At 39.9% G+C, this 21,359-nt stretch carries 20 protein-coding genes and 1 pseudogene; 5 read left to right on the top strand and 16 right to left on the bottom strand.

Annotated elements, in window-relative coordinates; translation table 11 throughout:
* Positions 1 to 414 precede the first annotated feature (414 nt).
* Complete coding sequence (locus GZ996_RS08050; protein WP_156806984.1) at positions 415 to 2,679, top strand: ATP-dependent Clp protease ATP-binding subunit; 2,265 nt, start codon at positions 415 to 417, stop codon at positions 2,677 to 2,679.
* A 115-nt stretch (positions 2,680 to 2,794) separates the two neighbouring features.
* Here GZ996_RS08050 and GZ996_RS08045 read toward each other — a convergent pair whose 3' ends face one another.
* The 4 genes from GZ996_RS08045 to GZ996_RS08030 are packed head-to-tail and all read right to left on the bottom strand — an operon-like array spanning position 2,795 to position 6,103.
* Positions 2,795 to 3,391 (bottom strand): response regulator transcription factor, encoded by a 597-nt coding sequence (locus GZ996_RS08045; RefSeq protein WP_156806970.1) that lies wholly within the window; start codon positions 3,389 to 3,391, stop codon positions 2,795 to 2,797.
* Positions 3,388 to 4,482: a sensor histidine kinase gene (locus GZ996_RS08040; protein ID WP_162011784.1), complete on the bottom strand. Its 1,095-nt coding sequence runs from the start codon at positions 4,480 to 4,482 to the stop codon at positions 3,388 to 3,390. Before GZ996_RS08040 ends, GZ996_RS08045 begins: the two co-directional genes overlap by 4 nt.
* Positions 4,483 to 5,226, bottom strand: coding sequence for an ABC transporter permease (locus GZ996_RS08035; RefSeq protein WP_156806966.1), 744 nt, complete (start codon positions 5,224 to 5,226; stop codon positions 4,483 to 4,485).
* A complete protein-coding gene (locus GZ996_RS08030; protein WP_162011783.1) occupies positions 5,201 to 6,103 on the bottom strand; it encodes an ABC transporter ATP-binding protein in 903 nt (300 codons plus the stop codon). The genes GZ996_RS08035 and GZ996_RS08030 overlap by 26 nt, the downstream gene beginning before the upstream one ends.
* A 547-nt stretch (positions 6,104 to 6,650) precedes the next feature.
* Here GZ996_RS08030 and GZ996_RS08025 point away from each other — a divergent pair.
* Together GZ996_RS08025 and GZ996_RS08020 are read left to right on the top strand one after the other, a co-directional pair.
* Positions 6,651 to 7,118, top strand: a complete 468-nt coding sequence (locus GZ996_RS08025; RefSeq protein WP_162011782.1) for an NUDIX hydrolase — start codon at positions 6,651 to 6,653, stop codon at positions 7,116 to 7,118.
* A 30-nt stretch (positions 7,119 to 7,148) separates the two neighbouring features.
* Positions 7,149 to 7,451, top strand: a complete 303-nt coding sequence (locus GZ996_RS08020; RefSeq protein ID WP_156806960.1) for a DUF1827 family protein — start codon at positions 7,149 to 7,151, stop codon at positions 7,449 to 7,451.
* Positions 7,452 to 7,776: 325 nt separating this feature from the next.
* Here the strand turns inward: GZ996_RS08020 and GZ996_RS08015 are convergent, their stop codons facing one another.
* Entirely contained in the window at positions 7,777 to 7,989 is a 213-nt protein-coding gene (locus GZ996_RS08015) for a YdbC family protein (protein WP_156806958.1), read from the bottom strand.
* Positions 7,990 to 8,208: 219 nt separating this feature from the next.
* On the opposite strand from GZ996_RS08015, the gene GZ996_RS08010 reads away from it, so the two are divergent.
* On the top strand, positions 8,209 to 8,526 hold the full coding sequence (locus GZ996_RS08010; protein ID WP_156806956.1) for a hypothetical protein: 318 nt from the start codon (positions 8,209 to 8,211) through the stop codon (positions 8,524 to 8,526).
* Positions 8,527 to 8,557: 31 nt separating this feature from the next.
* Here GZ996_RS08010 and GZ996_RS08005 read toward each other — a convergent pair whose 3' ends face one another.
* On the bottom strand, positions 8,558 to 9,847 hold the full coding sequence (locus tag GZ996_RS08005) for a peptidase U32 family protein (RefSeq protein WP_162011781.1): 1,290 nt from the start codon (positions 9,845 to 9,847) through the stop codon (positions 8,558 to 8,560).
* A gap of 282 nt (positions 9,848 to 10,129) precedes the next feature.
* Complete coding sequence (locus GZ996_RS08000) at positions 10,130 to 11,059, bottom strand: peptidase U32 family protein (RefSeq protein ID WP_162011780.1); 930 nt, start codon at positions 11,057 to 11,059, stop codon at positions 10,130 to 10,132.
* A 253-nt stretch (positions 11,060 to 11,312) separates the two neighbouring features.
* Here GZ996_RS08000 and GZ996_RS07995 point away from each other — a divergent pair, with 253 nt between their 5' ends.
* Entirely contained in the window at positions 11,313 to 11,600 is a 288-nt protein-coding gene (locus GZ996_RS07995) for a DUF3270 family protein (protein WP_156806951.1), read from the top strand.
* Between the two features lie 143 nt (positions 11,601 to 11,743).
* Here GZ996_RS07995 and GZ996_RS07990 read toward each other — a convergent pair whose 3' ends face one another.
* The 9 genes and pseudogenes from GZ996_RS07990 to GZ996_RS07950 all read right to left on the bottom strand — a co-directional run bounded on the left by GZ996_RS07990 (position 11,744) and on the right by GZ996_RS07950 (position 21,171).
* A complete protein-coding gene (locus GZ996_RS07990) occupies positions 11,744 to 12,181 on the bottom strand; it encodes a YtxH domain-containing protein (protein ID WP_161979202.1) in 438 nt (145 codons plus the stop codon).
* 3 nt (positions 12,182 to 12,184) lie between these two features.
* Positions 12,185 to 12,595: a DUF948 domain-containing protein gene (locus tag GZ996_RS07985; protein WP_162011779.1), complete on the bottom strand. Its 411-nt coding sequence runs from the start codon at positions 12,593 to 12,595 to the stop codon at positions 12,185 to 12,187.
* Positions 12,596 to 12,603: 8 nt separating this feature from the next.
* The gene (lgt, locus tag GZ996_RS07980; protein WP_156806945.1) at positions 12,604 to 13,386 is read right to left on the bottom strand and encodes a prolipoprotein diacylglyceryl transferase; all 783 of its coding nucleotides are present in this window, start codon (positions 13,384 to 13,386) and stop codon (positions 12,604 to 12,606) included.
* Positions 13,379 to 14,314 carry an HPr(Ser) kinase/phosphatase gene (gene hprK, locus GZ996_RS07975; RefSeq protein ID WP_156806943.1) on the bottom strand — a complete coding sequence of 312 codons (936 nt, stop codon included), beginning with the start codon at positions 14,312 to 14,314 and terminating at the stop codon, positions 13,379 to 13,381. Before hprK ends, lgt begins: the two co-directional genes overlap by 8 nt.
* A 158-nt stretch (positions 14,315 to 14,472) precedes the next feature.
* The gene (locus GZ996_RS07970; protein WP_162011778.1) at positions 14,473 to 15,381 is read right to left on the bottom strand and encodes a DUF3114 domain-containing protein; all 909 of its coding nucleotides are present in this window, start codon (positions 15,379 to 15,381) and stop codon (positions 14,473 to 14,475) included.
* A 98-nt stretch (positions 15,382 to 15,479) separates the two neighbouring features.
* A pseudogene (locus GZ996_RS07965) lies at positions 15,480 to 17,135 on the bottom strand (IS3 family transposase).
* 405 nt (positions 17,136 to 17,540) lie between these two features.
* The gene (locus GZ996_RS07960) at positions 17,541 to 19,487 is read right to left on the bottom strand and encodes a fructose-specific PTS transporter subunit EIIC (protein WP_162011777.1); all 1,947 of its coding nucleotides are present in this window, start codon (positions 19,485 to 19,487) and stop codon (positions 17,541 to 17,543) included.
* A complete protein-coding gene (gene pfkB, locus GZ996_RS07955; RefSeq protein WP_162011776.1) occupies positions 19,484 to 20,395 on the bottom strand; it encodes a 1-phosphofructokinase in 912 nt (303 codons plus the stop codon). The genes GZ996_RS07960 and pfkB overlap by 4 nt, the downstream gene beginning before the upstream one ends.
* Positions 20,392 to 21,171, bottom strand: coding sequence for a DeoR/GlpR family DNA-binding transcription regulator (locus tag GZ996_RS07950; protein ID WP_232323265.1), 780 nt, complete (start codon positions 21,169 to 21,171; stop codon positions 20,392 to 20,394). Before GZ996_RS07950 ends, pfkB begins: the two co-directional genes overlap by 4 nt.
* Positions 21,172 to 21,359 lie beyond the last annotated feature (188 nt).

Below are 21,359 nucleotides of genomic sequence, written 5' to 3'. Positions count from 1 at the left end.
GAATAACGAGATTTTTTGGTAGAATGGTTAGTGGACATGTTCATCTGCTTTCTATACTGAGTTGGGGAATTCTAGTATATCAGAAGAACATGTCTTTTCTGTTGCACTTCATTTTACAACGCGGGGAAATATATGATTATATGATTCAAGGAGTTTACCAAATATTCTTGTTTCCTTTTTTATTTACAAGATATCACAAAACAACCCTTCTTCTCTATTTTAGCACTCTCTACCAAAGACTGCTAATTTTTCGTGCTTTTTACTTGCAATGTCTGCCAAGAGTGTTATAATGAAATCATAAATATTGACCAAATTTGACCTTTAATCAAAGTTTTGGTTATCTATTTCCAAACGAAAGGAAAGTGAACATTTTTGTTTTACTCAACAAAATTTGTTCAACTTGGTACTTCATTTATGCTATGTCAAAATTGCAACCTTAATGAATCTAGCATTCATCTCTATACTAATGTTAATGGCCAACAAAAAAAGGTTGACCTTTGCCAGCATTGTTATCAAATCATGAAATCTGGTTCTGGAGAGCCTGACATGTTCTTACACGGAGGTTCGCTCAACCCCTTCTTAGAAGATTTCTTTGGTGACCTCAATAACTTCCGCGCCTTCAATCCTGACCTTCCAAATGCACCTAAAACTCAATCTGGACGTTTTGGTGGCAATGGCGGAGCAGGTAATGGCGGTGGGAATCCTAATCGCCCACAAAGAGCACACCAACACGCACCTCAGCAGCCAAAAGGCTTATTAGAAGAATTCGGTGTGAACGTGACTGACATCGCCCGTCGTGGGGACATTGATCCCGTTATCGGACGCGATGCTGAAATTGTCCGTGTAATTGAAATTCTAAATCGTCGTACCAAAAACAACCCTGTCCTTATCGGTGAGCCAGGGGTCGGTAAAACAGCCGTTGTAGAAGGCCTTGCTCAAAAAATCGTGGACGGTAATGTACCACAAAAACTTCAAGGTAAACAAGTTATTCGGCTTGATGTCGTTAGTCTAGTTCAAGGAACTGGTATCCGTGGACAATTTGAAGAACGCATGCAAAAATTGATGGAGGAAATCAGAAACCGTAAGGATGTCATCCTCTTTATTGATGAAATTCATGAAATCGTTGGTGCTGGTTCTGCTGGTGATGGCAACATGGACGCTGGTAACATCTTGAAACCAGCCCTTGCTCGCGGGGAATTGCAAATGGTTGGTGCCACAACACTTAACGAATACCGTATCATCGAAAAAGATGCTGCGCTTGAGCGCCGTATGCAACCCGTCAAAGTTGATGAACCTTCTGTTGAAGAAACCATTACCATCTTGCGTGGTATTCAGCCAAAATATCAGGACTACCATCACGTCAAATATACCGATGACGCTATTGTTGCCGCAGCTGAATTGTCAAACCGCTACATTCAAGACCGCTTCTTGCCTGATAAGGCAATTGATCTCTTGGACGAAGCTGGTTCAAAAATGAATTTAACCCTCAACTTTGTTGACCCTAAAGATATTGACAAACGTCTTGTGGAAGCTGAAAATCTCAAAGCTCAAGCAACACGTGATGAAGACTTTGAAAAAGCAGCCTACTTCCGTGATCAAATTGCTAAATACAAGGAAATGCAGCAGCAAACCATTACCGATCAAGATATGCCAGTCATCACTGAAAAACACATTGAAGCTATTATTGAGCAAAAAACCAATATCCCTGTCGGTGATTTGAAAGAGAAAGAACAAAGCCAGCTCATCAATCTTGCTAGTGATTTGAAATCACACGTTATCGGTCAAGACGATGCCGTTGATAAGATTGCCAAAGCTATTCGTCGTAACCGTGTTGGTCTCGGTTCACCAAACCGTCCAATCGGTAGCTTCCTCTTTGTCGGACCAACTGGGGTTGGTAAAACAGAGCTTTCTAAGCAATTAGCAATTGAGCTCTTTGGCTCTGCAGACAGCATGATTCGCTTTGATATGTCTGAATACATGGAAAAGCATGCCGTTGCAAAACTTGTCGGAGCTCCTCCAGGATATGTCGGCTATGAAGAAGCTGGACAACTCACTGAAAAAGTGCGCCGTAACCCTTATTCACTGATCCTTCTTGACGAAGTTGAAAAGGCTCATCCAGATGTCATGCACATGTTCTTACAAGTCCTTGATGATGGTCGCCTCACTGATGGTCAAGGGCGTACTGTGAGCTTCAAAGATACCATTATCATCATGACCTCAAACGCTGGTACTGGTAAAGTCGAAGCTTCTGTTGGTTTTGGTGCTGCTCGAGAAGGCCGTACCAATTCCGTTCTTGGACAACTTGGAGACTTCTTCAGCCCAGAGTTCATGAATCGCTTTGACGGTATCATCGAATTCTCTGCCCTCAGCAAAGAAAACCTCCTTTCTATCGTTGACCTCATGCTTGATAGTGTTAATGAACGCCTCAGTCACAACGGTCTCAGCCTTTCTGTCACAGATAAGGTCAAAGAAAAACTGGTTGACCTTGGCTACGATCCTAAGATGGGGGCACGTCCGCTTCGTCGCACCATCCAAGATCACATCGAAGATGCCATCACAGACTTCTATCTAGAAAACCCAACTGAAAAAGAATTCAAAGCTGTAATGAGTTCAAATGGTAATATTATCATTAAATCTGGTAAAAAAGTTGAAGTCGCTGAAACAGTGATTGAAGACTAATTGAAACTTGTATGAAGGGCGCTATTTTCGCTCTTTCTAACACACAAAACCGACCAAGGTTCGGCTCCTCTAAACTAGAGCTGACCTTAGTCGGTTTTTTATCGTATCTAAACAGTCACAACCAATTCTTCTCCGTTGCGATGTGGACAGCCTCGGTGCGATTATTGGCACCGAGTTTTGTCATTAGTGAAGTAACATAGTTTCTCACCGTGCCGTCAGAGAGATAAAGCTGGCTAGCGATTTCTTTGTTTGACAAGCCCTTGGCCAGTAGTTTGAGGACGTCACGTTCACGCGCACTAAGCAGCTGTTCTTCTTGAACGATTGTCTCCATAAGTTCAGGCGAATATTCCTTGCCACCCGCAAGTACCTTATGGATGGTTTCCATTAGGTCTGAAATAGAGCGCTCCTTTAGAACATAAGCATCCACACCCGCTTTCACTGCTCGTTGGAAATAGCCCGTCCGTTTAAAGGTCGTCACGATAATGACCTTGGTAGCACCATTAGCCTTAATCCATTCAAGGACATCAAGCCCAGACTTCACAGGCATCTCCACATCAAGGATAGCCACATCTACAGTTTCTTTTTGTAACATGACTAGCGCTTCGGCTCCATCTTTGGCTGGTAAAACAGCTTCAACATCTTCTTCCATAAGTAACAGTTGGCACAGCGCATCTCGGAGCATGGATTGGTCTTCAGCTAATAGTATTCTCATGCGTTAACTCCTTCTTCTAAACGAATGTGAATCAAGGTAGGCGCTTTGGGTGAGACAATCTCCATCTCCCCAGAGACTAAGGTTAAACGTTCCCTAATAGAATGCAATTCTGTTCCCGTTAGATTTGAAAATCCTTTGCCATTATCAGAAACCATCACTACAATACCGTTTTCACGCTTTAAACAAATCTGACACTGGCTAGCCTCAGCATGTTTGATAATATTGGTCACCAATTCTCTTAAAATCATAACTAAACTAGATGACACCCTTGGGAGAAGAACTTCCCCTTCTAATTGATTATCCAGGCTGACCTCAATATGAGACATGGTCAGCAATTCTTGTAAAGCGAGCAATTCTTCTTCCAAACTACGGTATTTGAGATGATTGATAAGGGTCCTCACCTCCTGCATGCTCGTGCGGCTAATCTGGTTGATCTCTTCCAATTCTTTTCGCACAGCTTCTATATTTTCCTTATCCAATTGTTTGAGCGCCAGCTCCGTTTTCAGGCTCATCATGGCAAAGGTGTGACCCAAAGTGTCATGCAAATCACGGCCAATTCGATTGCGTTCATTTTCCGCAACCAGGACTTGGTTTTCTTGGCTCTGGCGATAAAGAAGGTCTTTTAACTCTTCTTCCTCTCTGGTCTGCATTTGAAAAGTTGTCATTCCTAAAATAAATAATATAACTAAACCAATGGCCACCTTATCCGTCATAGTTGGAGAGTAATTGATGAAAACTCCAATAACTATCAAAATAGCAGTTAATAAAGAGTATCCTCGATAGGAGCGCCAGCCTTTTTCAAACCGCCAAACCAACAAATTAGAAGGAAAGAAAAGGAACCACATCATGTTACCGTTCACTAAGCAGGTCACCAAAACAATATAAAACAAAAGGTAATGCCAGAAGACTTCTTCTAAGAAGCGATAGCTTGGCTTTAGATGAACGAGTCCCATATACGCCACAACAAATAGAAGTGTCAACGGTAATGTCCACATAGGATAGCCAAAGTATTTCAAGCCCAAGAGAGGAAAGCTAACAAAAACTAATCCAACATAGTAAGGAAGAAAATTTTTCTGAAAAGGGTAAAACATTTAATACACATCCTGTCTCTTCTTAATCAAGGCGATCATTCCTAAAAGTATTATCCCATAACCAGCAAGAATTGCAAGCGAGCGCCAAGAAAAGTCTTTATCGTAATAAGACACTAAGAGATTGAGAAAATGGTGGGTCGGGGTCAGTTTAGTCACTTTTTGTAACCAAGCTGGAAATGATTCCATCGGATACCATAAACCACCTAAAATAGCCAAACCCATGTAGCAAAGATTTGAAAAGAGGGACAAGGTTTCACTGGACTTGATTTGCCCCAATAAAATACCTAGCGGTAACATCAAAAATGTCCCTAGTAAAATAAGCACAACAGACATCACCCATTCAACTAGCGACATCTGAATATCCTTTACCACATAACCTACGGTAAACACAACACTAATTGAAATTCCAAAGAAAAAGAGTAGTCGCAAGGTTTTCACTAGATAATATTCCCAATAAGTCACAGGCGTGTGCAGAATGGCTCTCACCCGATTTCTCATCCGATCTTCTTGGAGTAAATAGGGTAGATTATAAAACACAAGGCTTAAAACAGATGAGATGGTCATCATCATTAAGACCTGTTTAAAAATGTGATTTTGAACAGCCACCGGCAAGTCTGAAACATCATTGGTCGCTGAAAAAAGAAGGAAGAAGCCAACAGGCATTCCCAGGGTCATTATCAGAGACTTCCAAGAGCGGATGGCTAAAAGCCACTCCCGTTTAAGCAAAGCTGTCAGTCGTGTCATCGTTATTACCTGCTTTCATAAATAAGGTTGTTAGTAAACTTCTATTCGTCATTTCAATGGCAGAAACAGGGCAGTTGTCCTCCAGTAAGGCTTGTAAAACTTGCTCTGGTGCCTTGGTCATCACGATTGCCCGCCCTGCTTTGATAGCAACATCATAAAAAGGACAATTTGTTAGGCTAGCTAAATAGCTCTCAGGAAAGCTAAAACATTTTTCCTGATCCTCCCACTGCAAGTCATAAGGAGTCGTATCACGAATCAACTTCCCTTGATTCAACAATAAAATCCGCTCAGCGGTATGCTCCACCTCTTCAATATAATGGGACGAATAGAGGATTGTCTTTCCAACTTTTTTCAACTCACCAACAATTTCCCAGAAACGTTTACGAGTGCTAGTATCCATACCAGCTGTCGGCTCATCCAAAATAATGATGTCTGGTTGCCCAATTAAGATTTTGACAAAGGACAGCAAGCGTCTTTGCCCGCCAGACAATTTATCCGCAAACTGTTCTTTTTGAGCAGGACTAAAACCAAGTAAATCATCAATAGCTGCCTCAGATAAGGGATTTGGATAAATCGCCCGTTGAAAGGCAAGGATTTCCTTAACCTTCAAATCGCTTTCAATGACATTGTCTTGAAAGAGAACAGCAATCTTTTCTTTCAATATGTTATCAGTTGGAGCAAAACCTAGTACCGTCACCTGACCAGCCTTTGTCCAATAATCCCCCAACAAACAAGACATGAGCGTTGTTTTCCCAGCACCATTTGGGCCGATCAGCGCCACGCAGTCTCCCTGATAAAGCGTAAAACGAAGATCTGTCAAAACAGATTTTCCTTTAATCGTCTTATTAAGATTGGTCACTTCAATAACCTTGGTCATACCTTATCACTTCCTTTCTTTTCGTGACTGACAATAACAGGCCGTAGCCATAGAGTCAAAAGAGTCCAAACCAAATCGTTCCCATTCTCCAGATCAGAGGTTGAGAAGGGGTTACTCCAGATGTCTTAAATATCAGACTGATGAGATTGCCAGTGCTTGTAACGATGACGATTCCTAAAATCAACTTGCTTTTCACTAATTGACAGAGTTTCCTGACTACATTCCTCTTAATCATGATGTTTTCTCCCACTATCATTCACTAAGACACCTAAGCTAAAGAATAATCCCCAAGATACTCCAATCATGCTGTAAAATACACTCCCATAATCCGTAAAAAAATGATGGGTATAATATTCAACCAGTGTTCCTAAAATCATCATTACAAGAGCAAAACACATTTGTCTTATCATCGTGATAGTCCTTTCTTTTAATGCTTTTATTTTACTGAAAAATAGCAGAGCTTTTTAGCCCATTTTGTCATGACATCATATGACATTTGTCAGGTATTTTTGGTATAATAATGCTAAGAAAAATTGAGGTAAAGATGATGACAAATCCAACATTTGGTGACAGGTTAGAAGGTGTCACTTATCAAAACCGTTACGGTGTCTATGCTATTATTCCAAACGAAACACATGAAAAAATCATTCTTGTGCAGGCGCCAAATGGAGCATGGTTTTTACCAGGCGGTGAGATTGAATCTGGGGAAAATCACCTGTCAGCACTTAAACGTGAACTCATTGAGGAGCTCGGCTTTACAGCGACTATTGGTTATTACTATGGTCAGGCAGATGAATATTTCTATTCCCGCCACCGTGATACCTATTATTATAATCCCGCCTATCTTTATGAAGTCACAACCTTTCAAGTTGCGGGAAAACCGCTTGAAGACTTCAATAATTTTGCTTGGTTCCCTATCAAAGAAGCCATTGAAAAGCTCAAACGAGGTAGCCACAAGTGGGGTATCCAAGAATGGCAAAAAAGACAGAAAAAAGACACTATTTCAGAAAAATAGTGCTATAATAGAGCCAACAGGAGGTTGCTTATGAGATTGATTAACACGACAAATAGTCATGCTGAGCTGGTAGTTAACCAACTTCGTAATACCGACGCGACCTTAGTAGAAGTCTATTCGGCAGGAAATACTGATGTGATTTTTACTCAAGCTCCACGTCACTACGAACTTCTTATTACCAATAAGCACCGAGCTATTCAAGATAAGGAAATTGAGCAAATTAGAGACTTTTTCATGCGTCGAAAGATTGACCAGAAGATTTGTCGAATGGATTTGATTAGCACGATTCACACATCACGTCTCATTGAAATTTCAATTCCAACCCAAAAATAACCTTCAGACTTGTAATAAGATAGTCTATTACAAGTCTGAAGGTTTTTCATTTTTTCATCATAATACAGATACCCAAAAATTTAGAACATTTTTAACTTTTAGAGTAACCATAAATTAACATCATAGGTAGTTAAAGGGTAATACTTAGACACTTCTTTAGTGTCAAGAATCCGCTTCAACCATGCCAAAACTATTTTTAAAGTAAAATGCTAGATAACTTTTACCTCAATAATCTCAGATCAATTGACTCTCCTATTTCTTCACTCAACTGACTCACACCATTTAAATGACATCAAGAAGTCATCCGTGTCAATGCAAGACCATCTTAGCGTCTGAAAGCATCCAAAATAGTTTTAAATTCTTCATTATTTAGCGTAATGCCTTTTCCCATCTTGGTATGATCTGGATTCCAAGTACGAATGTCCCATTTTGCTTCGGCACCATTGAAACTTACACGATTAAGTTCCTTTGTCCAACCATTTTCAGCTGTTGACAATACTAAAAGTTTTTCTTCGATTTTAAACGTAAATTCTGTCATTTTAAAATACCATCAAATCATATTTCTATTGAAGAAACATAATCCTTGTTTGGTTCATCAATAACCAAACATTCCTTTCAATTATTATTGTGGAAATAAGATATATACTATTACCTCTTCCTACTTTACTATTCGTAACTAAAAAAATAATTACTCTTTTTTCAAAAAAAAAATTATTTTTTGATATAATTATTGTATCAATATTTAAAGGAAATTGCTATGGGAAATATTGTTAAAAAAATCTTGTTTCAAGTAAAAGAATTTATCGAACCCAGCCCTAAACCCACCAACGTTAATCTGCGACAAAATCAACTTGTTCAACTCATTTCAAAAGCTCAAAGAGAAAAAAGAGCTCTCCATGCCATTTATCTTGACAAAAGTTTTACAGGTCATGTTATCAAATACGACCCTAGCAACAATAAACTTATTTTAAAAAATATAACAAACAATGTGACTAGTATTATCGCTATGGAACACCTTCAAAAACTCACTCTCGTTCCAAAAAACATCACCAAAGCTCAAAGCAAAACTGACTGATTTCTCAGTCAGTTTTTTGATTTACTATAAACTAAGCACGAACGGTTTTTGATGTCCCATCCTCTTGATAAAGGTTAATTAGCCCTTCTTTACAAGCACGAATCATATCACCTGTTTTAACTGGTTGTGGAACCGTGATAGTCAACAATTCCATCGGATTTGGTGCGCGGTCAATTTTATTTCCTTTATCATCATGCAAATCTTCAATAAAGCATTCAAAATGGCGGAATCCAGGACCGTAAAATTCAACACGGTCACCTTCCATAATAACATTACGCTGACGAATAGTTGCTATTTTATTAGCAGCGTTATATGCCACAACTTCACCAACAAATTTGTATTGCGGAATTTTACGACGGGCACCAAAGAGTTGTTCATTTTCACTTGGTGTGCTGTAATAGAAACCTGTTGCTAGTTCACGCTGAGCCACTTTCCACATTTCATCAACCAAATCTTGTTTAATGGCTTCAAATTTTTCTGGACTTTCCATATAAGCATCTACAGCTGCCTTATAGCAGTTTGCTACGGTTGAAACATAGTGAATAGATTTCATACGTCCTTCAATTTTAAGGCTATCAACACCGTTTTCAATCATATCAGGAATATGGTCAATCATCGACATATCTACCGCAGACATTGAAAAGGCTTCTGGAACTTCCCCTTCAATACTTTTACGCTCTTGGCCAAATGGCATATCGTAAAGATCGTATTTCCAGCGGCAAGATTGGGAACAGCCACCACGGTTAGCATCACGATCAGACATATGGTTTGAAAGGGTACAGCGTCCCGAGTATGAAATACACATCGCTCCATGAACAAAGGCTTCAATTTCAAGATCTGTACGGCGACGAATTTCTGCCAATTCTTCCATGGATACTTCACGCGCCAACACGACACGAGTCAAACCATACTCTTTCCAAAAATGGAAAGTTTCAACATTAGTTGCTGAAGCTTGGGTTGATAAATGAATTTCAAGTCCTGGTGACTCAGTAGCACAGATTTCAATCAAGGCAGGATCAGAGACAATAACTGCGTCAAGTCCCATATCACGAAGTTCACGGAACCATGCTCCTGCACCTTCTTCATTTCCTTCATGAGTAACCATGTTGGCAGCGACATAAACTTTGGCACCACGCGCGTGAGCATAGTCAATCCCCTCACGCATTTCTTCCATAGAGAAATTTCCTGCACGGCTACGTAGTCCGTAGGCTTGCCCTCCAACAAAAACAGCATCCGCACCGTAATCAACAGCGACTTTTAATTTTTCCAAAGTTCCCGCAGGAGCTAACACCTCGGGACGACGTTTAACAGAATGTGACATGTTTATTATTTTCCTTCTATTTACAAGATAAAAGTTCAAACGTTTTTTAAATTTGACAACGTTGCAAGTAGCGAATTCTCATAAGAATTGGTATCACTTTTTGAACCCCAAAGATAAAAAGTGACTTCGTGTCAAAATGTTAACAGTTTTGCTACTACCACCCCCTGAAATAGTAACTCAATGATGGTAGTGTAAAAAATCGTGAGATTGTTATTTTATAGGTCTTATAGTAACTCCTTTTGAAGTCTACAATAAGCATCTCGAACCTAATTTTCCAAAAATTTATTTCACGCGATCAGGCTCATAGTCATAGAAACCTGTGCTGAGGCCTCGATTTTCTGGATGAAGTTTACGAATAGCCTCGTCAAAAACATAAGCTTGATCTTGAGAAAACTCACCAGCCTTAATCAAGTCACGTGCTTTAACAAAATACTCGGCAATTTTGACAAAATTATCACCTGGACAATAGACACCGTCTAGCTTCCAATGATTGAAGCCATGTTGATTAAGCTCTAATAGTTTGGTCATCATATCAAGATCATTATTGGCAAAAATATGAGTCCCATGGTTATCCTCATAAACAGAATAGTGAGAGTCTTTATCGCCTGGTTCTGCTAGGAAAAGGTCCCGATCTTTAGTGACTCTTTCATTAGTTTTAATGAAATTATAGTAATTGTGCAGAAGAGGACGTTTTGAATGGTGAATAATGCTAGCGCCGTAAACAAGAACTTCCCCTGGAATTTCTAATTTTTCTCCCATCACAAAAAGTTCTGCTGACGGAATCTCACGAGCTAAAACAGCTTCAGAAGCACCCGCAGTTTTTCCCCAGAAGTTGATTTGACGACTTGAAGTTACCATGGTTGACGCATCATAAATCGTCTTAAATGGACGGTTATCACGTTTACAAATGTAAAAGACTCCCGCATCTCCAACGGTAATATAATCAGCTCCAATTTCTTCAAGAAAATCCAAATATTCAGGAAGAGCATCCATCATGGCTTGGTGCATTAAGGCATTAACAGCTACCGTTACTTCCTTACCTTTCTCATGAACAAGCTGTGCTATTTTTCTCATTTCAGCTAAAGAAAGATTTTTAGGAAGACGAAGCCCATAAGCCATTTCTCCTATATAAATTCGGTCAACACCTAGCTCTAGAAGAGCTTGTGCCTGTTCCAAACTTTCTGCTGTTGCAGTAATAATAATATTTTCCATAACGTATATTCTAACAAAAAACAAGAAATTTGCCTAGAAATTTTTATAAGAACAGTAAAACCTCTCCTCATAAAAACACCACGGATTTCCAAAAGTTTACTGTAAAAACATAACAAATACTGTAAATATCAATGATTTCTTGCTACTTGTAATCTTTTTGTAATAAATTATTATACTTTTTTATGGTATGATAATGATACTGCAATCCGTACAAATAAATGATATGATTACTATTTTATAGAAAGGAGTTACTATGGTTGCACCGTTAAGGCATCATGAAGAATACGATAAGGTTGTCTCTATTACAGAAAAACAAGAACCAAAATTCCAAGAATACCGTGCCGTTAATCCAAATGCGACAAAATACAAGGATTTGATCTTTTTAGGTCACATTGTCTCATTTACGATTTGTACTGTACTATCATGTTTGAGTCTATTAACCGCCAACGTCTCTCCTATTCTTGCCTTTCCTCTTGGTATGATTATGGGAAGTGTTATGACATTTATCCTATCTTTTCTCATTGATATGCTTAAACGCTAGTTTCTCAAGAAGCTGGTTTTTTATTTTGAAAAAACTCAAAAATCAACTCTTAGCCCTCTAATAAAAAAAGCATAGCGTCACCGTTTTTGATAACGTGATGCTATGCCTTTTGCTATATTTTGACCTTTTTATCTAGCTTCTTTTTACAATTCACCTTCTGTGAACTCTGACACTTCACTTGGTGCATCAGTCATATTAATGACAATATCTTCTTTGACAACTTCTTCTTCTGGCACTTCGACAATAATAATATCATCTTCTGATACCGTTTGAACTGTCTCACTAACTTTTTCTTTAACTTGTTCAACAGTTGCTTTCACAGCTTGTCCAATATTCTCAGCGCTAAACTCACCAGATTCCCATTTACCTTTGTATTCCGTAAATGTTTCAGTCGCTAAATCTTTATACTCTGCAACTTTTTCTTTAGCTACTTCATGATAAGCCTCGGGATTAGCCTTGTAGTCTTCAAAACTTTCTTTAGCCTTAGAAATAAGTTTTTTTCCTTTTTCTGTCCCAAGAAAATAAGCTGCCGCAGCACCAGAAGCTGCCCCTAAAATAACGCTTTTTAGAAATTTCCCCATGAGTTATACCTCCGTTTTTTTACCTTTTTTATTGAAAATTTTTGATGCCATACGAGCTGCAAATGCTGCCTTCCCTGTATTAGCAACTACCGCTGTCCCTCTACTTGCTTTTGAAGACAGTGCTCGAGCTTGATCATTCAAATCAGAAACGCTAATTGACAAATCTGCAATCGCTGTAAAGAGCGGATTAACCGTTGCCACCTTACCATTAATATCATCAACTAAGACATTTGCTTTCGCTAAAATTTCATTTGTTTGATAAAGCGTCACATTCACATCACTTGTTAGCAATTTGATTGTTTGCTTGGTTTCTTCAACAGTTTCAGTTAACTTTTTGATAAATAATACCAAAAAGACAACCAAAACAACAACTGCAATAGCAATAATTAAAAGAGCAATTCCACCTAAATCCATAAGCCACCTCATTTCATCTGATAATAGGGAATACTCGCCTTACGGCGACGAACAATCACAAAAATAATTCCTAGAACAACCAGGATAGCACTAAGCCATTGAGACACGCGTAAGCCCATTAACATCAAGCTATCTGTTCTCATTCCTTCGATAACAAAGCGTCCGCATCCATACCAAATGAGATAAAAAGCTGTGACTTCTCCTTGTTTTAAAAAGTTTGGACGACGGCGGAGCACCATTATGATTAGAAATCCTAACAAATTCCAAAGACTTTCATACAGAAAGGTTGGGGTTCGATAGCTTCCATCAATATACATTTGTTTTTTGATAAAGCTAGGTAGATAATCTAAATGCTGCACCGCTTTGCCATAGGCCTCCTGATTGACAAAATTGCCCCAGCGCCCAATACTTTGAGCAATCATGACTCCTGGAGCTGCCACGTCTAGAAAATCAATCGGCTTAATCATACGATAGTAAGAGAATATAAAAAGAACAATCGCACCTGTTATTAAACCACCATAAATCGCAAGACCTCCATTCCAAATGGCCCAAATCTCATTGAGATGCTTACTATAGTAAGACCATTCAAAAATCACATAGTATAAACGCGCCCCTAAAATAGCTAATGGAAAGGCTACTAGAATAAAATCAGTAACATCGTCAGCTGTGATTTTTTTTCGTGGCCCTTCCTTACTTGCAAGATAGACCGCTAATGCTACACCTGTCATAATAATCAAAGCGTACCAATGAATCGTAATCGGACCTAATTTTATAGCAACTGGATCAATCATTAGCAGCTCCATTCTTACTAATAAGTTCCGACAAGCGAGCCTCAAAGGTCTTAGTTGCATCATATCCCATTAAACGAGCTCGATGATTCATTGCAGCAGCTTCGATCACAACCGATACGTTACGGCCGGTCTTAACAGGGATACGAACACGAGGGATTTTAACACCTGAAAACTCAATCTCTTCATTGCCATTTCCTAGACGATCAAATACTTTACCAGTTTCATAGGTTTCAAGATAAATGGCTAATTGAATTTGTGAAGATGCTTTTACCGCACTCGCCCCATAAAGACTCATAATATCAATGATACCAACACCACGAATTTCCAAAAGATGGCGTAAAATCTCTGCTGGCTCGCCCCACAAGGTTTCTTCATCCTTGGCATAGACATCCACACGGTCATCAGCCACCAAACGATGACCACGTTTCACTAATTCAAGACCAGTTTCACTTTTACCAATACCAGAATCACCTTGAATCAGAACACCCATGCCATAGATATCCATTAAGACACCGTGAACACTAGTTCTTTCTGCTAAGCAAGAATGAATATACCAAGACATTTCACCAGATAGGCTACTGGTTGGAATACGTCCACGCAAAACCGCAGTTCCTTTTTCTTCTGCTGCTTGGAGCATCTCCTCTGGAATTTCCAGATTACGTGACACAACGACTGCTGGTGTCTCAGGTTTAAACATTTCACTTAGGACCGCATAACGATTATGCGAGGTCATGGTCATCAAATAAGACCACTCTTTCATTCCCAGTAATTGTAACCGCTCTGGTGAATAATAGTCAAAATAGCCCGTCATTTCAAGACCTGGACGCGAAATGTCTGATGTGGTAATTTCCTTTTGCAGAAGCTTATCCGTCCCATAGACCACTTCCAATTTAACTTTGTCAACCAACATTTTTACAGTAAGTGCCATAAGTTTCCTTTCCAAGTAAGCGCTTTGCGCCCTATTTCATTCATTATAGCATTTTTTAACGCTTTTTGGAAATGGCAGAGCTGGTTTGTTAAAGTCTTTGGCATTCACAATTTTTCTGATTGCTTTTATTGTTTTTTCTCTGACTCAACAATGGTTAACTAAACCTTTTTTAGCATCTTTGAAAATGATTTTAATTCTTTGTTAACCCAATAAAAACAAGGACGTCCTTGTTTAGCAAAATAACCTCTCCACTGTCGATAAGCAATCAATGAGGGCGCAACAAAAGCTTTTCTTGCTTTATGCCGAAAATCTGGATCATGTTTGCTGATTGGCAAAACATCTAACTCCCAGTGTCTCTGGTTATTTTGAGTGGCGTAGTTAAAACTAGCACCATTCACCACACCAGCCTCCGTCATGATTTCTGGATCAATTTCATTCAAAAACCGTCCCGAACTATTCAAGATAAACTCTGTATGAAAGCGTTGAAGGATTTTAATATTATAACTCATCTTGCCATCTGGATAGTGTGGTTTTCCATTCCGTATTGTGATTTTATTGTGAAGACGAGCTGATTCAGTAAGATCATACGCCCGACGGCTTAAATACTTGGCTAAACTTTCAGCATCTGTCATCTTTCCGTGACGAAAATGCTGGCGCACATATTCTGCTTGGTAACAAGAGATAAGATAGCGCAGCTGATGCACTTGCCTTGCTAACTTCCCCTCTTGAGCCAAACTATCTCCAGGAAAAGCCTTATCTACTTGCTCTGCGATGTCCCACCAAAGAGAATCATCCGGAGCCAAACTAGGAGAAATCAGTGATAAGAGATGACGAGTCTGTGCCATATCTCCCGTTAACTCTGGAAAATCAAGCAAACTCACAATCAGTTTTAATAATTGTTTAGAAGAAGAATGCTTTTTTTCAATAGTCCAAAGTTTCTTGAACGTTTGAGACCCCAGACGCGGATCAATGGTGGTCATGTTTTTCAGCACTTCCATACTCTGCTGTGACCAAGACAGCTTAAAAAAGCGTTTTAATTGCAAATACCTTTGCCAAATCTCTTGCATAGTACCACCCTTCCTAGAGTTTTATCTCCCTCATTATAGCAAAAAAAGGTTGAGATATGAACTGCTCCCTGTCAAGTGGACAATGAAATAATAAAAGATTAAGCAACGGCCTTGTCCCTCAATTCAAGAGGGGCAAGGCCGTTGTGCTTCTCTTGAAATCGTTCGTTATTGTAAAAATAGATATAGTCATCAATATCATAAACTAATTCCTCAAATGTCTTGTAAGCCTTCAAGTCATAACACTCCGTCTTAAAGTGACCAAAGAAACTCTCAATTGGCGCATTGTCAATGCATTTACCAACTCGTGACCTAAAGCGTGTCATCTGATATTGGGGCGTTACCATCCGGTATTTCCGTGAAGTGGATTGACTTCCTCTGTCGCTGTGGATGATTGGTGTGGCATCTGGATTAGCTTCCATAGCCTTTCTTAGGTTCTCCATGACAAGTGTATTGACTGATATGGTAAGCCATAGAACCATCATAAAGGTCTTTAATAGCACTTAAATAAGCTTTACAACCTCGTCCATACCGTAAGAAAGTCACATCTGTACACTATTTTTGATTAGGGGCTTGAGCTGTGAACTCTCGATTAAGAATGTTCTCTTCGATAGTCACAAAACTAGTCTTCGTGCAATAGCCTCGAGAACGACGGATAATTGATGAGATACCAAGGATACGCATTAAGCGACGAATTCGCTTCTTGTTATAAGTTGTTCTAAGTTTCCGATTGACAGCTCGCGTCATTCGACGGTAGCCTAAAATTCCCTTGCGTTTGGTATGGAGTTCCTTGATGGTTTTTAATAGTGTTCGATTTGTCTCCTCAGATGTAGTCTCTTTGTGATTAAGCCACTTGTAATAACCTGATCGAGACACTCCAAGTCATTGGCATAACTGGCTAATAGAGGATCCACTATGCTTATCGGAATAATCTTTAATAGCTTGAAATTCTTCTAAGTAACGTCCGAGTCTTACCGTCGGTTTCTGCGTCTGATTTCTTCTAACTTTTTGGCGCTAGCCGTTCGAAGCAAAGCGAGTTACGGATAGCTCTGCAAGGCTTGTCCAAGCGTTAGGAACAGGGTGACGACACGATTGGCAACAAGCAACTGCAAGCAGCCCTACTTCCATCTCTAAATAGCGGTTGCGCTCTTCGAGTTGCTTGTTTTTGAGCTGTAACTCTTCTTCTGGGGGAAGGGTCGGTTTCCTGTCTAACCCTTTACCTCTGCGATCTAGGGGACCTTGACTACCGTCCTTCTCAAACTTTCTCACCCAGGAATAAACTTGTTGGTAGGAAATGCCATATTTCTCAATCGCTGCCTGATAGTCCTTATCATGAGTAATGGTGAAGTTGACAATCTCCACACGTTCTTCAAAAGTGGTTTTTCGTCCTTGGTTCATACGACTTAATCCTTTACTAGTTGGTTTGATTTCTTTACCACTAGTATACCGTTTTAGCCACTTTTCGAGAACACTTCTAGAGGATATTTGATACCTGTCACAAATAGTATACGTTGATCTGTTCCATTAAGATAATCTTGTACAGCTTGTTCTTTGACTTCTTTTGAGTATCTTATCCAATTTCTACTTTCTCTTAGTCCTGCTACACCTAGCTGTTGGTATTTACGACCCCAAGTTCTAATGGCAGTATCACTGACGCCATATTCCCTTATTAAACTTGAAATGGATTTCCCTTTTTCTAGATACAAGTTTACAATCTCTAGTTTTTCTTCTACTGATTTTGGACTTCTTTTTGACATGTGAAAACTCCCCTTTTAGTTTCTAGTGAATTTTTGTTTTTTCACTGTCCACTATAAGGGGAGTATATCATATCTCAGCCTTCTCTTTTTGATAGTAATAACAGACTGGCGCAGTGGTTAATTGGACGTCTGTAACTGGACACTTCTTTCATTTTCAAGTGTCCACCTAAAATAGTCCACTGGACTATTTGAGTACCACACAATCGTCAGCGGCCATCCTATACTAATGTGATGAACGTCGTTCATCTTATTTCCAACCTCCAAAAATCTCACAGACCTTTGGAGCTGTGCGGAGGTGGGAGTGAAAGTGTCCAGTGGACAGTTTCAACCTGAGCTTAGAAATCAGAGAGCGAAGGGAAGCCAAGACTTCGACATCATGACTTCTGTCCCACTCAACTGTTTATCTTATTTTGCTTTGCGAAGGTAACCAAAGAGGACACCTGAGATGATTGCTCCGACAAGGACAAAAGCAAGGTAAAGGATTGGATTTGATGTCAAAGCGATAACGAAGATACCACCGTGTGGTGCCATCAATTTGATACCAGCAAGACCAACAAGTCCACCTGCAATCGCAGAACCTGCGATAAAGCTTGGGATTGCACGCGCTGGGTCAGCAGCGGCAAATGGAATCGCACCTTCCGTAATGAATGAAAGACCCATGATGATGTTAGTCAAACCTGAATCACGTTCTTCATCTGTAAATTTGTCTTTGAAAAGAAGTGTTGCAATGAAAACTGCAAGAGGTGGAACCATACCACCAGCCATAACCGCTGCCATGACAATTGAACCACCGTTTGTCACAGACGCAGCAAGTGTACCAGTACCAAAAACGTAAGCTGCTTTATTGACTGGACCACCCATGTCAATTGCCATCATACCACCGACAAGAAGTCCAAGAAGAACAGCTGAGCTACCTGACAAACCGTTCAAGAAATTATTAAGCGCAGTATTGATTGCTGACATTGGAATGTTAACCGCTAACATCGCAAGACCTGTCAAAATGGTACCAAAGAGTGGCAAGATCAAGATAGATTTTGCACCTTCCAATGAACGTGGCACTTTCACGTATTTTTTAAGCGCAAGAACAAGGTAACCAGCAAGAAAACCACCTACAAGAGCACCAAGGAAACCTGATGGCACACCTGCAAGACCTGATGTCGCTTCTCCACCAGCAGCGTAAGCAATTTTACCATAAGCCAAACCATTTGAAGCAATGGCACCCGCAACGAAACCTGCAACCATACCTGGTTTTTCAGCGATTGAATAGGCAACATAACCAGCAAATACTGGAATCATGAAACCAAAGGCAGCCTGACCAATCTTCATGAAAGTTGAAGAAATTTCATGATATGAACCAAGATTTCCAAGTTGATCCTGAGGAACACCTAAAAGGTTATCAAATAAGAATGCTAGGGCAATCATGATACCACCACCGATAACGAATGGAAGCATTTGTGATACACCACTCATCAAGTGTTTATAGAAAGCTTGACCTGCTGACAATTTTTCTTCTGAAGTAGCCGCTTGCGCACCATCTTTAGCCACATAAGTTTCTGCTTCACCGTTTAAGATGATGTTGATAAGCTCCTCGGTTTTCTTGATACCATCAGCAACTGGACGGTTCACAAGTGGTTTACCATTGAAACGAGGCATGTCAACTGCTTTATCAGCCGCAATGATAACACCTTTTGCTTTAGCAATATCTTCTGCGGTTAATTTGTTACCAACACCTGAAGCTCCGTTTGTTTCAACTTTAATAGCAACACCCATTTCAGCTGCTACTTTTTTAAGTGACTCTTCTGCCATGTAAGTGTGAGCAATACCAGTTGTACATGCTGTAACAGCAACAATGAAATCTTGACCTTCTTCAGGAACTACAACCGTTTCAGCCTCTGATTTTTCAGATGCTGCATCAAAGACTGCAATAACTTCTTCTGGTGTCATTGCTTTACGAAGGCTATCAGCAAAACCTTCTTTCAAAAGATATTGTGACAATTCAGCAAGTGCTGCCAAGTGAGTGTCATTAGCCCCTTGAGGTGCAGCAATCATAAAGAACAAATCAGTCGGTTGACCATCAAGTGATTGGTAATCAACACCCTTGTTTGATTTTGCAAAAAGCACTGCTGGCTCAGCTACCACAATATTTTTAGCATGTGGCATGGCAATACCATCACCAAGACCAGTTGTCATTTGCTCTTCACGTGTCATAATACCCTTTTTAAAGACATCAAAATCGTGTACAACCTCTTTATCAACGAGTTGTGTAATCATCTCGTCAATTGCCATTTCCTTTGAAATTGCTTGAAGATCAAGCAACATCAAATCTTTCTTCAATAAATCTTGAATTTTCATCGTTTTTCTACCTCTACTTTTTCAAAAGTTTCTTTAATAAAGTCAATGCTTGCCAAATCATCTGAGAAAGCTGTTGCTGTTCCACAGGCCACGCCCCATTTGAGCGCTTCAAGTGGATTTCCAGTAGCTACAAATTCACCAGTAAAGCCAGCCACCATTGAGTCACCAGCTCCTACAGAATTTTTCACTTGACCCTTGATTGGTTTTGCAAAATAAGCTGCCTCTGGCGTCACTAAAAGCGCACCATCACCAGCCATTGACACAATCACGTTTTTAGCACCCTTAGCTAGAATGTGACGAGCATAGGTTTCAATATCGTCAATGCCATTAAGTTCCACGCCAAAAATCGCTTCGAGCTCATGGTTGTTTGGCTTCACCAAGAGTGGCTCATAAGCTAAACTGTCAAGAAGAGTCTGTCCTTCAAAATCACAAACCACTTCTGCGCCAGCATTTTTCACCAAAGGAATCAATCGGTTATAAACCTGATTACCAAGGTTTGCCGGAGCTGAACCTGCAAAGACCACCACATCATCTGGAGTCACTTGCGACAAAGTTTTTTCAAGCTCAGCAAGCTGCTCTTCCGTGATAACTGGCCCTGTACCATTGATTTCAGTCTCGTGGTCGGCCTTAATCTTGACATTGATACGAGTGTCTTGAGCCACCTCAACAAACTGCGCCTTAATACCCTCAGCCACCAGACCATCTGTCACAAAACGTCCCGTAAAACCACCGATAAAACCAGTAGCCGTATTGTCGTACCCCAACTTTTGCAAGATACGACTGACGTTAATCCCTTTTCCACCTGCGTACTTGTCATCGCTCTCCATGCGGTTAACAGCGCCAACTTCTACGCTATCCAGACGCACAATAAAGTCGATGGATGGATTTAGGGTTACCGTATAAATCATACTTCTATTACCCTCGTTTTTTCTTTTATTTTTTGGAAAATGGCAGAGCTACTGTCAGAGGTAAGTAGCGTCACCTTTTCAATTTCTGCAACCTTGACAAAGGAGACATGACCCAATTTTGACGCATCAACAAGAACAAAACACTCCTTGGCATTATCAATAATTGCCCTTTTGACCATAGCCTCTTCATAATCTGGAGTAGTGAGATAAGCAGTATCCACACCATTCATCCCCATAAAAGCCTTGTCAAAATTGAGCTGTTTGATCTGCATCAACGCAGCTTGACCAATACTGGCATCGGTAGTTTCTTTGACAAAACCGCCAATGATAATCGTCCGAATCCCTTTATCAATCAGCTGACTAGCATGGTGAACAGAATTAGTCACCACAGTTATCGTCGTGTCTGTCAAAACATCTACCAAGAGCGCCGTTGTGGTTCCAGCATCTATAAAAATCACATCATTAGCATGAATCTCTTCCAGAGCTCGAGTGATAATCTGACGTTTTTCTTGAATGTTTTTGACAGATTTTTGAAGGTTGCTCGGTTCATCTCTCAGCGCCTGTAAACTCTCCGCACCGCCATGAACACGGCGTAATTTATTTTCAGACTCCAGCTGATCCAAATCTCTCCGAACCGTTGATTCTGAGGTCTCTAGTAAACTAACCAACTCTTCCAAAGTCACAAAATGCTCTTGTGCTAACTTATCCATAATCAGTTGCTTACGTTCAGATTTTAAAATAGGGGCACCTCCTTTGCAATCGTTTACAGATTTCATTCTACACTATTTTCTAGCAAAGTCAAGCAATATCTCTCAAAAACTTCCAAAGAGCACGAAAAACACAACAGACACCCAATTAATGCCTAAATAGCCCCTAAAACAACGTTAGATACAACAGCTCCAAAATTTGAATCAACATTAGGACACAAAAGAGTCGTAATAAAGCGGTAATTATAGCACATGTC

Source organism: Streptococcus sp. S784/96/1, assembly GCF_902729355.1.
Taxonomy (GTDB): domain Bacteria; phylum Bacillota; class Bacilli; order Lactobacillales; family Streptococcaceae; genus Streptococcus; species Streptococcus caledonicus.
The sequence above is the reverse complement of the archived record's forward strand: the minus strand, read 5'-3'. Positions and strand labels throughout refer to the sequence as shown.

Excerpts from the sequence above, each read along its gene's own strand:
- GZ996_RS07970 (WP_162011778.1), bottom strand. The coding sequence starts at position 15,381 with ATGCAAGAGATTTGGCAAAGGTATTTGCAATTAAAACGCTTTTTTAAG.
- GZ996_RS08035 (WP_156806966.1), bottom strand. The coding sequence starts at position 5,226 with ATGACACGACTGACAGCTTTGCTTAAACGGGAGTGGCTTTTAGCCATC.
- GZ996_RS08040 (WP_162011784.1), bottom strand. The coding sequence starts at position 4,482 with ATGTTTTACCCTTTTCAGAAAAATTTTCTTCCTTACTATGTTGGATTA.
- GZ996_RS08030 (WP_162011783.1), bottom strand. The coding sequence starts at position 6,103 with ATGACCAAGGTTATTGAAGTGACCAATCTTAATAAGACGATTAAAGGA.
- GZ996_RS08045 (WP_156806970.1), bottom strand. The coding sequence starts at position 3,391 with ATGAGAATACTATTAGCTGAAGACCAATCCATGCTCCGAGATGCGCTG.
- GZ996_RS08010 (WP_156806956.1), top strand. The coding sequence starts at position 8,209 with ATGGGAAATATTGTTAAAAAAATCTTGTTTCAAGTAAAAGAATTTATC.
- GZ996_RS08005 (WP_162011781.1), bottom strand. The coding sequence starts at position 9,847 with ATGTCACATTCTGTTAAACGTCGTCCCGAGGTGTTAGCTCCTGCGGGA.
- GZ996_RS07985 (WP_162011779.1), bottom strand. The coding sequence starts at position 12,595 with ATGGATTTAGGTGGAATTGCTCTTTTAATTATTGCTATTGCAGTTGTT.
- GZ996_RS08020 (WP_156806960.1), top strand. The coding sequence starts at position 7,149 with ATGAGATTGATTAACACGACAAATAGTCATGCTGAGCTGGTAGTTAAC.
- pfkB (WP_162011776.1), bottom strand. The coding sequence starts at position 20,395 with ATGATTTATACGGTAACCCTAAATCCATCCATCGACTTTATTGTGCGT.
- GZ996_RS08000 (WP_162011780.1), bottom strand. The coding sequence starts at position 11,059 with ATGGAAAATATTATTATTACTGCAACAGCAGAAAGTTTGGAACAGGCA.
- GZ996_RS08025 (WP_162011782.1), top strand. The coding sequence starts at position 6,651 with ATGACAAATCCAACATTTGGTGACAGGTTAGAAGGTGTCACTTATCAA.
- GZ996_RS08050 (WP_156806984.1), top strand. The coding sequence starts at position 415 with ATGCTATGTCAAAATTGCAACCTTAATGAATCTAGCATTCATCTCTAT.
- GZ996_RS07990 (WP_161979202.1), bottom strand. The coding sequence starts at position 12,181 with ATGGGGAAATTTCTAAAAAGCGTTATTTTAGGGGCAGCTTCTGGTGCT.
- lgt (WP_156806945.1), bottom strand. The coding sequence starts at position 13,386 with ATGATTGATCCAGTTGCTATAAAATTAGGTCCGATTACGATTCATTGG.
- GZ996_RS08015 (WP_156806958.1), bottom strand. The coding sequence starts at position 7,989 with ATGACAGAATTTACGTTTAAAATCGAAGAAAAACTTTTAGTATTGTCA.
- GZ996_RS07960 (WP_162011777.1), bottom strand. The coding sequence starts at position 19,487 with ATGAAAATTCAAGATTTATTGAAGAAAGATTTGATGTTGCTTGATCTT.
- GZ996_RS07950 (WP_232323265.1), bottom strand. The coding sequence starts at position 21,171 with ATGAAATCTGTAAACGATTGCAAAGGAGGTGCCCCTATTTTAAAATCT.
- hprK (WP_156806943.1), bottom strand. The coding sequence starts at position 14,314 with ATGGCACTTACTGTAAAAATGTTGGTTGACAAAGTTAAATTGGAAGTG.
- GZ996_RS07995 (WP_156806951.1), top strand. The coding sequence starts at position 11,313 with ATGGTTGCACCGTTAAGGCATCATGAAGAATACGATAAGGTTGTCTCT.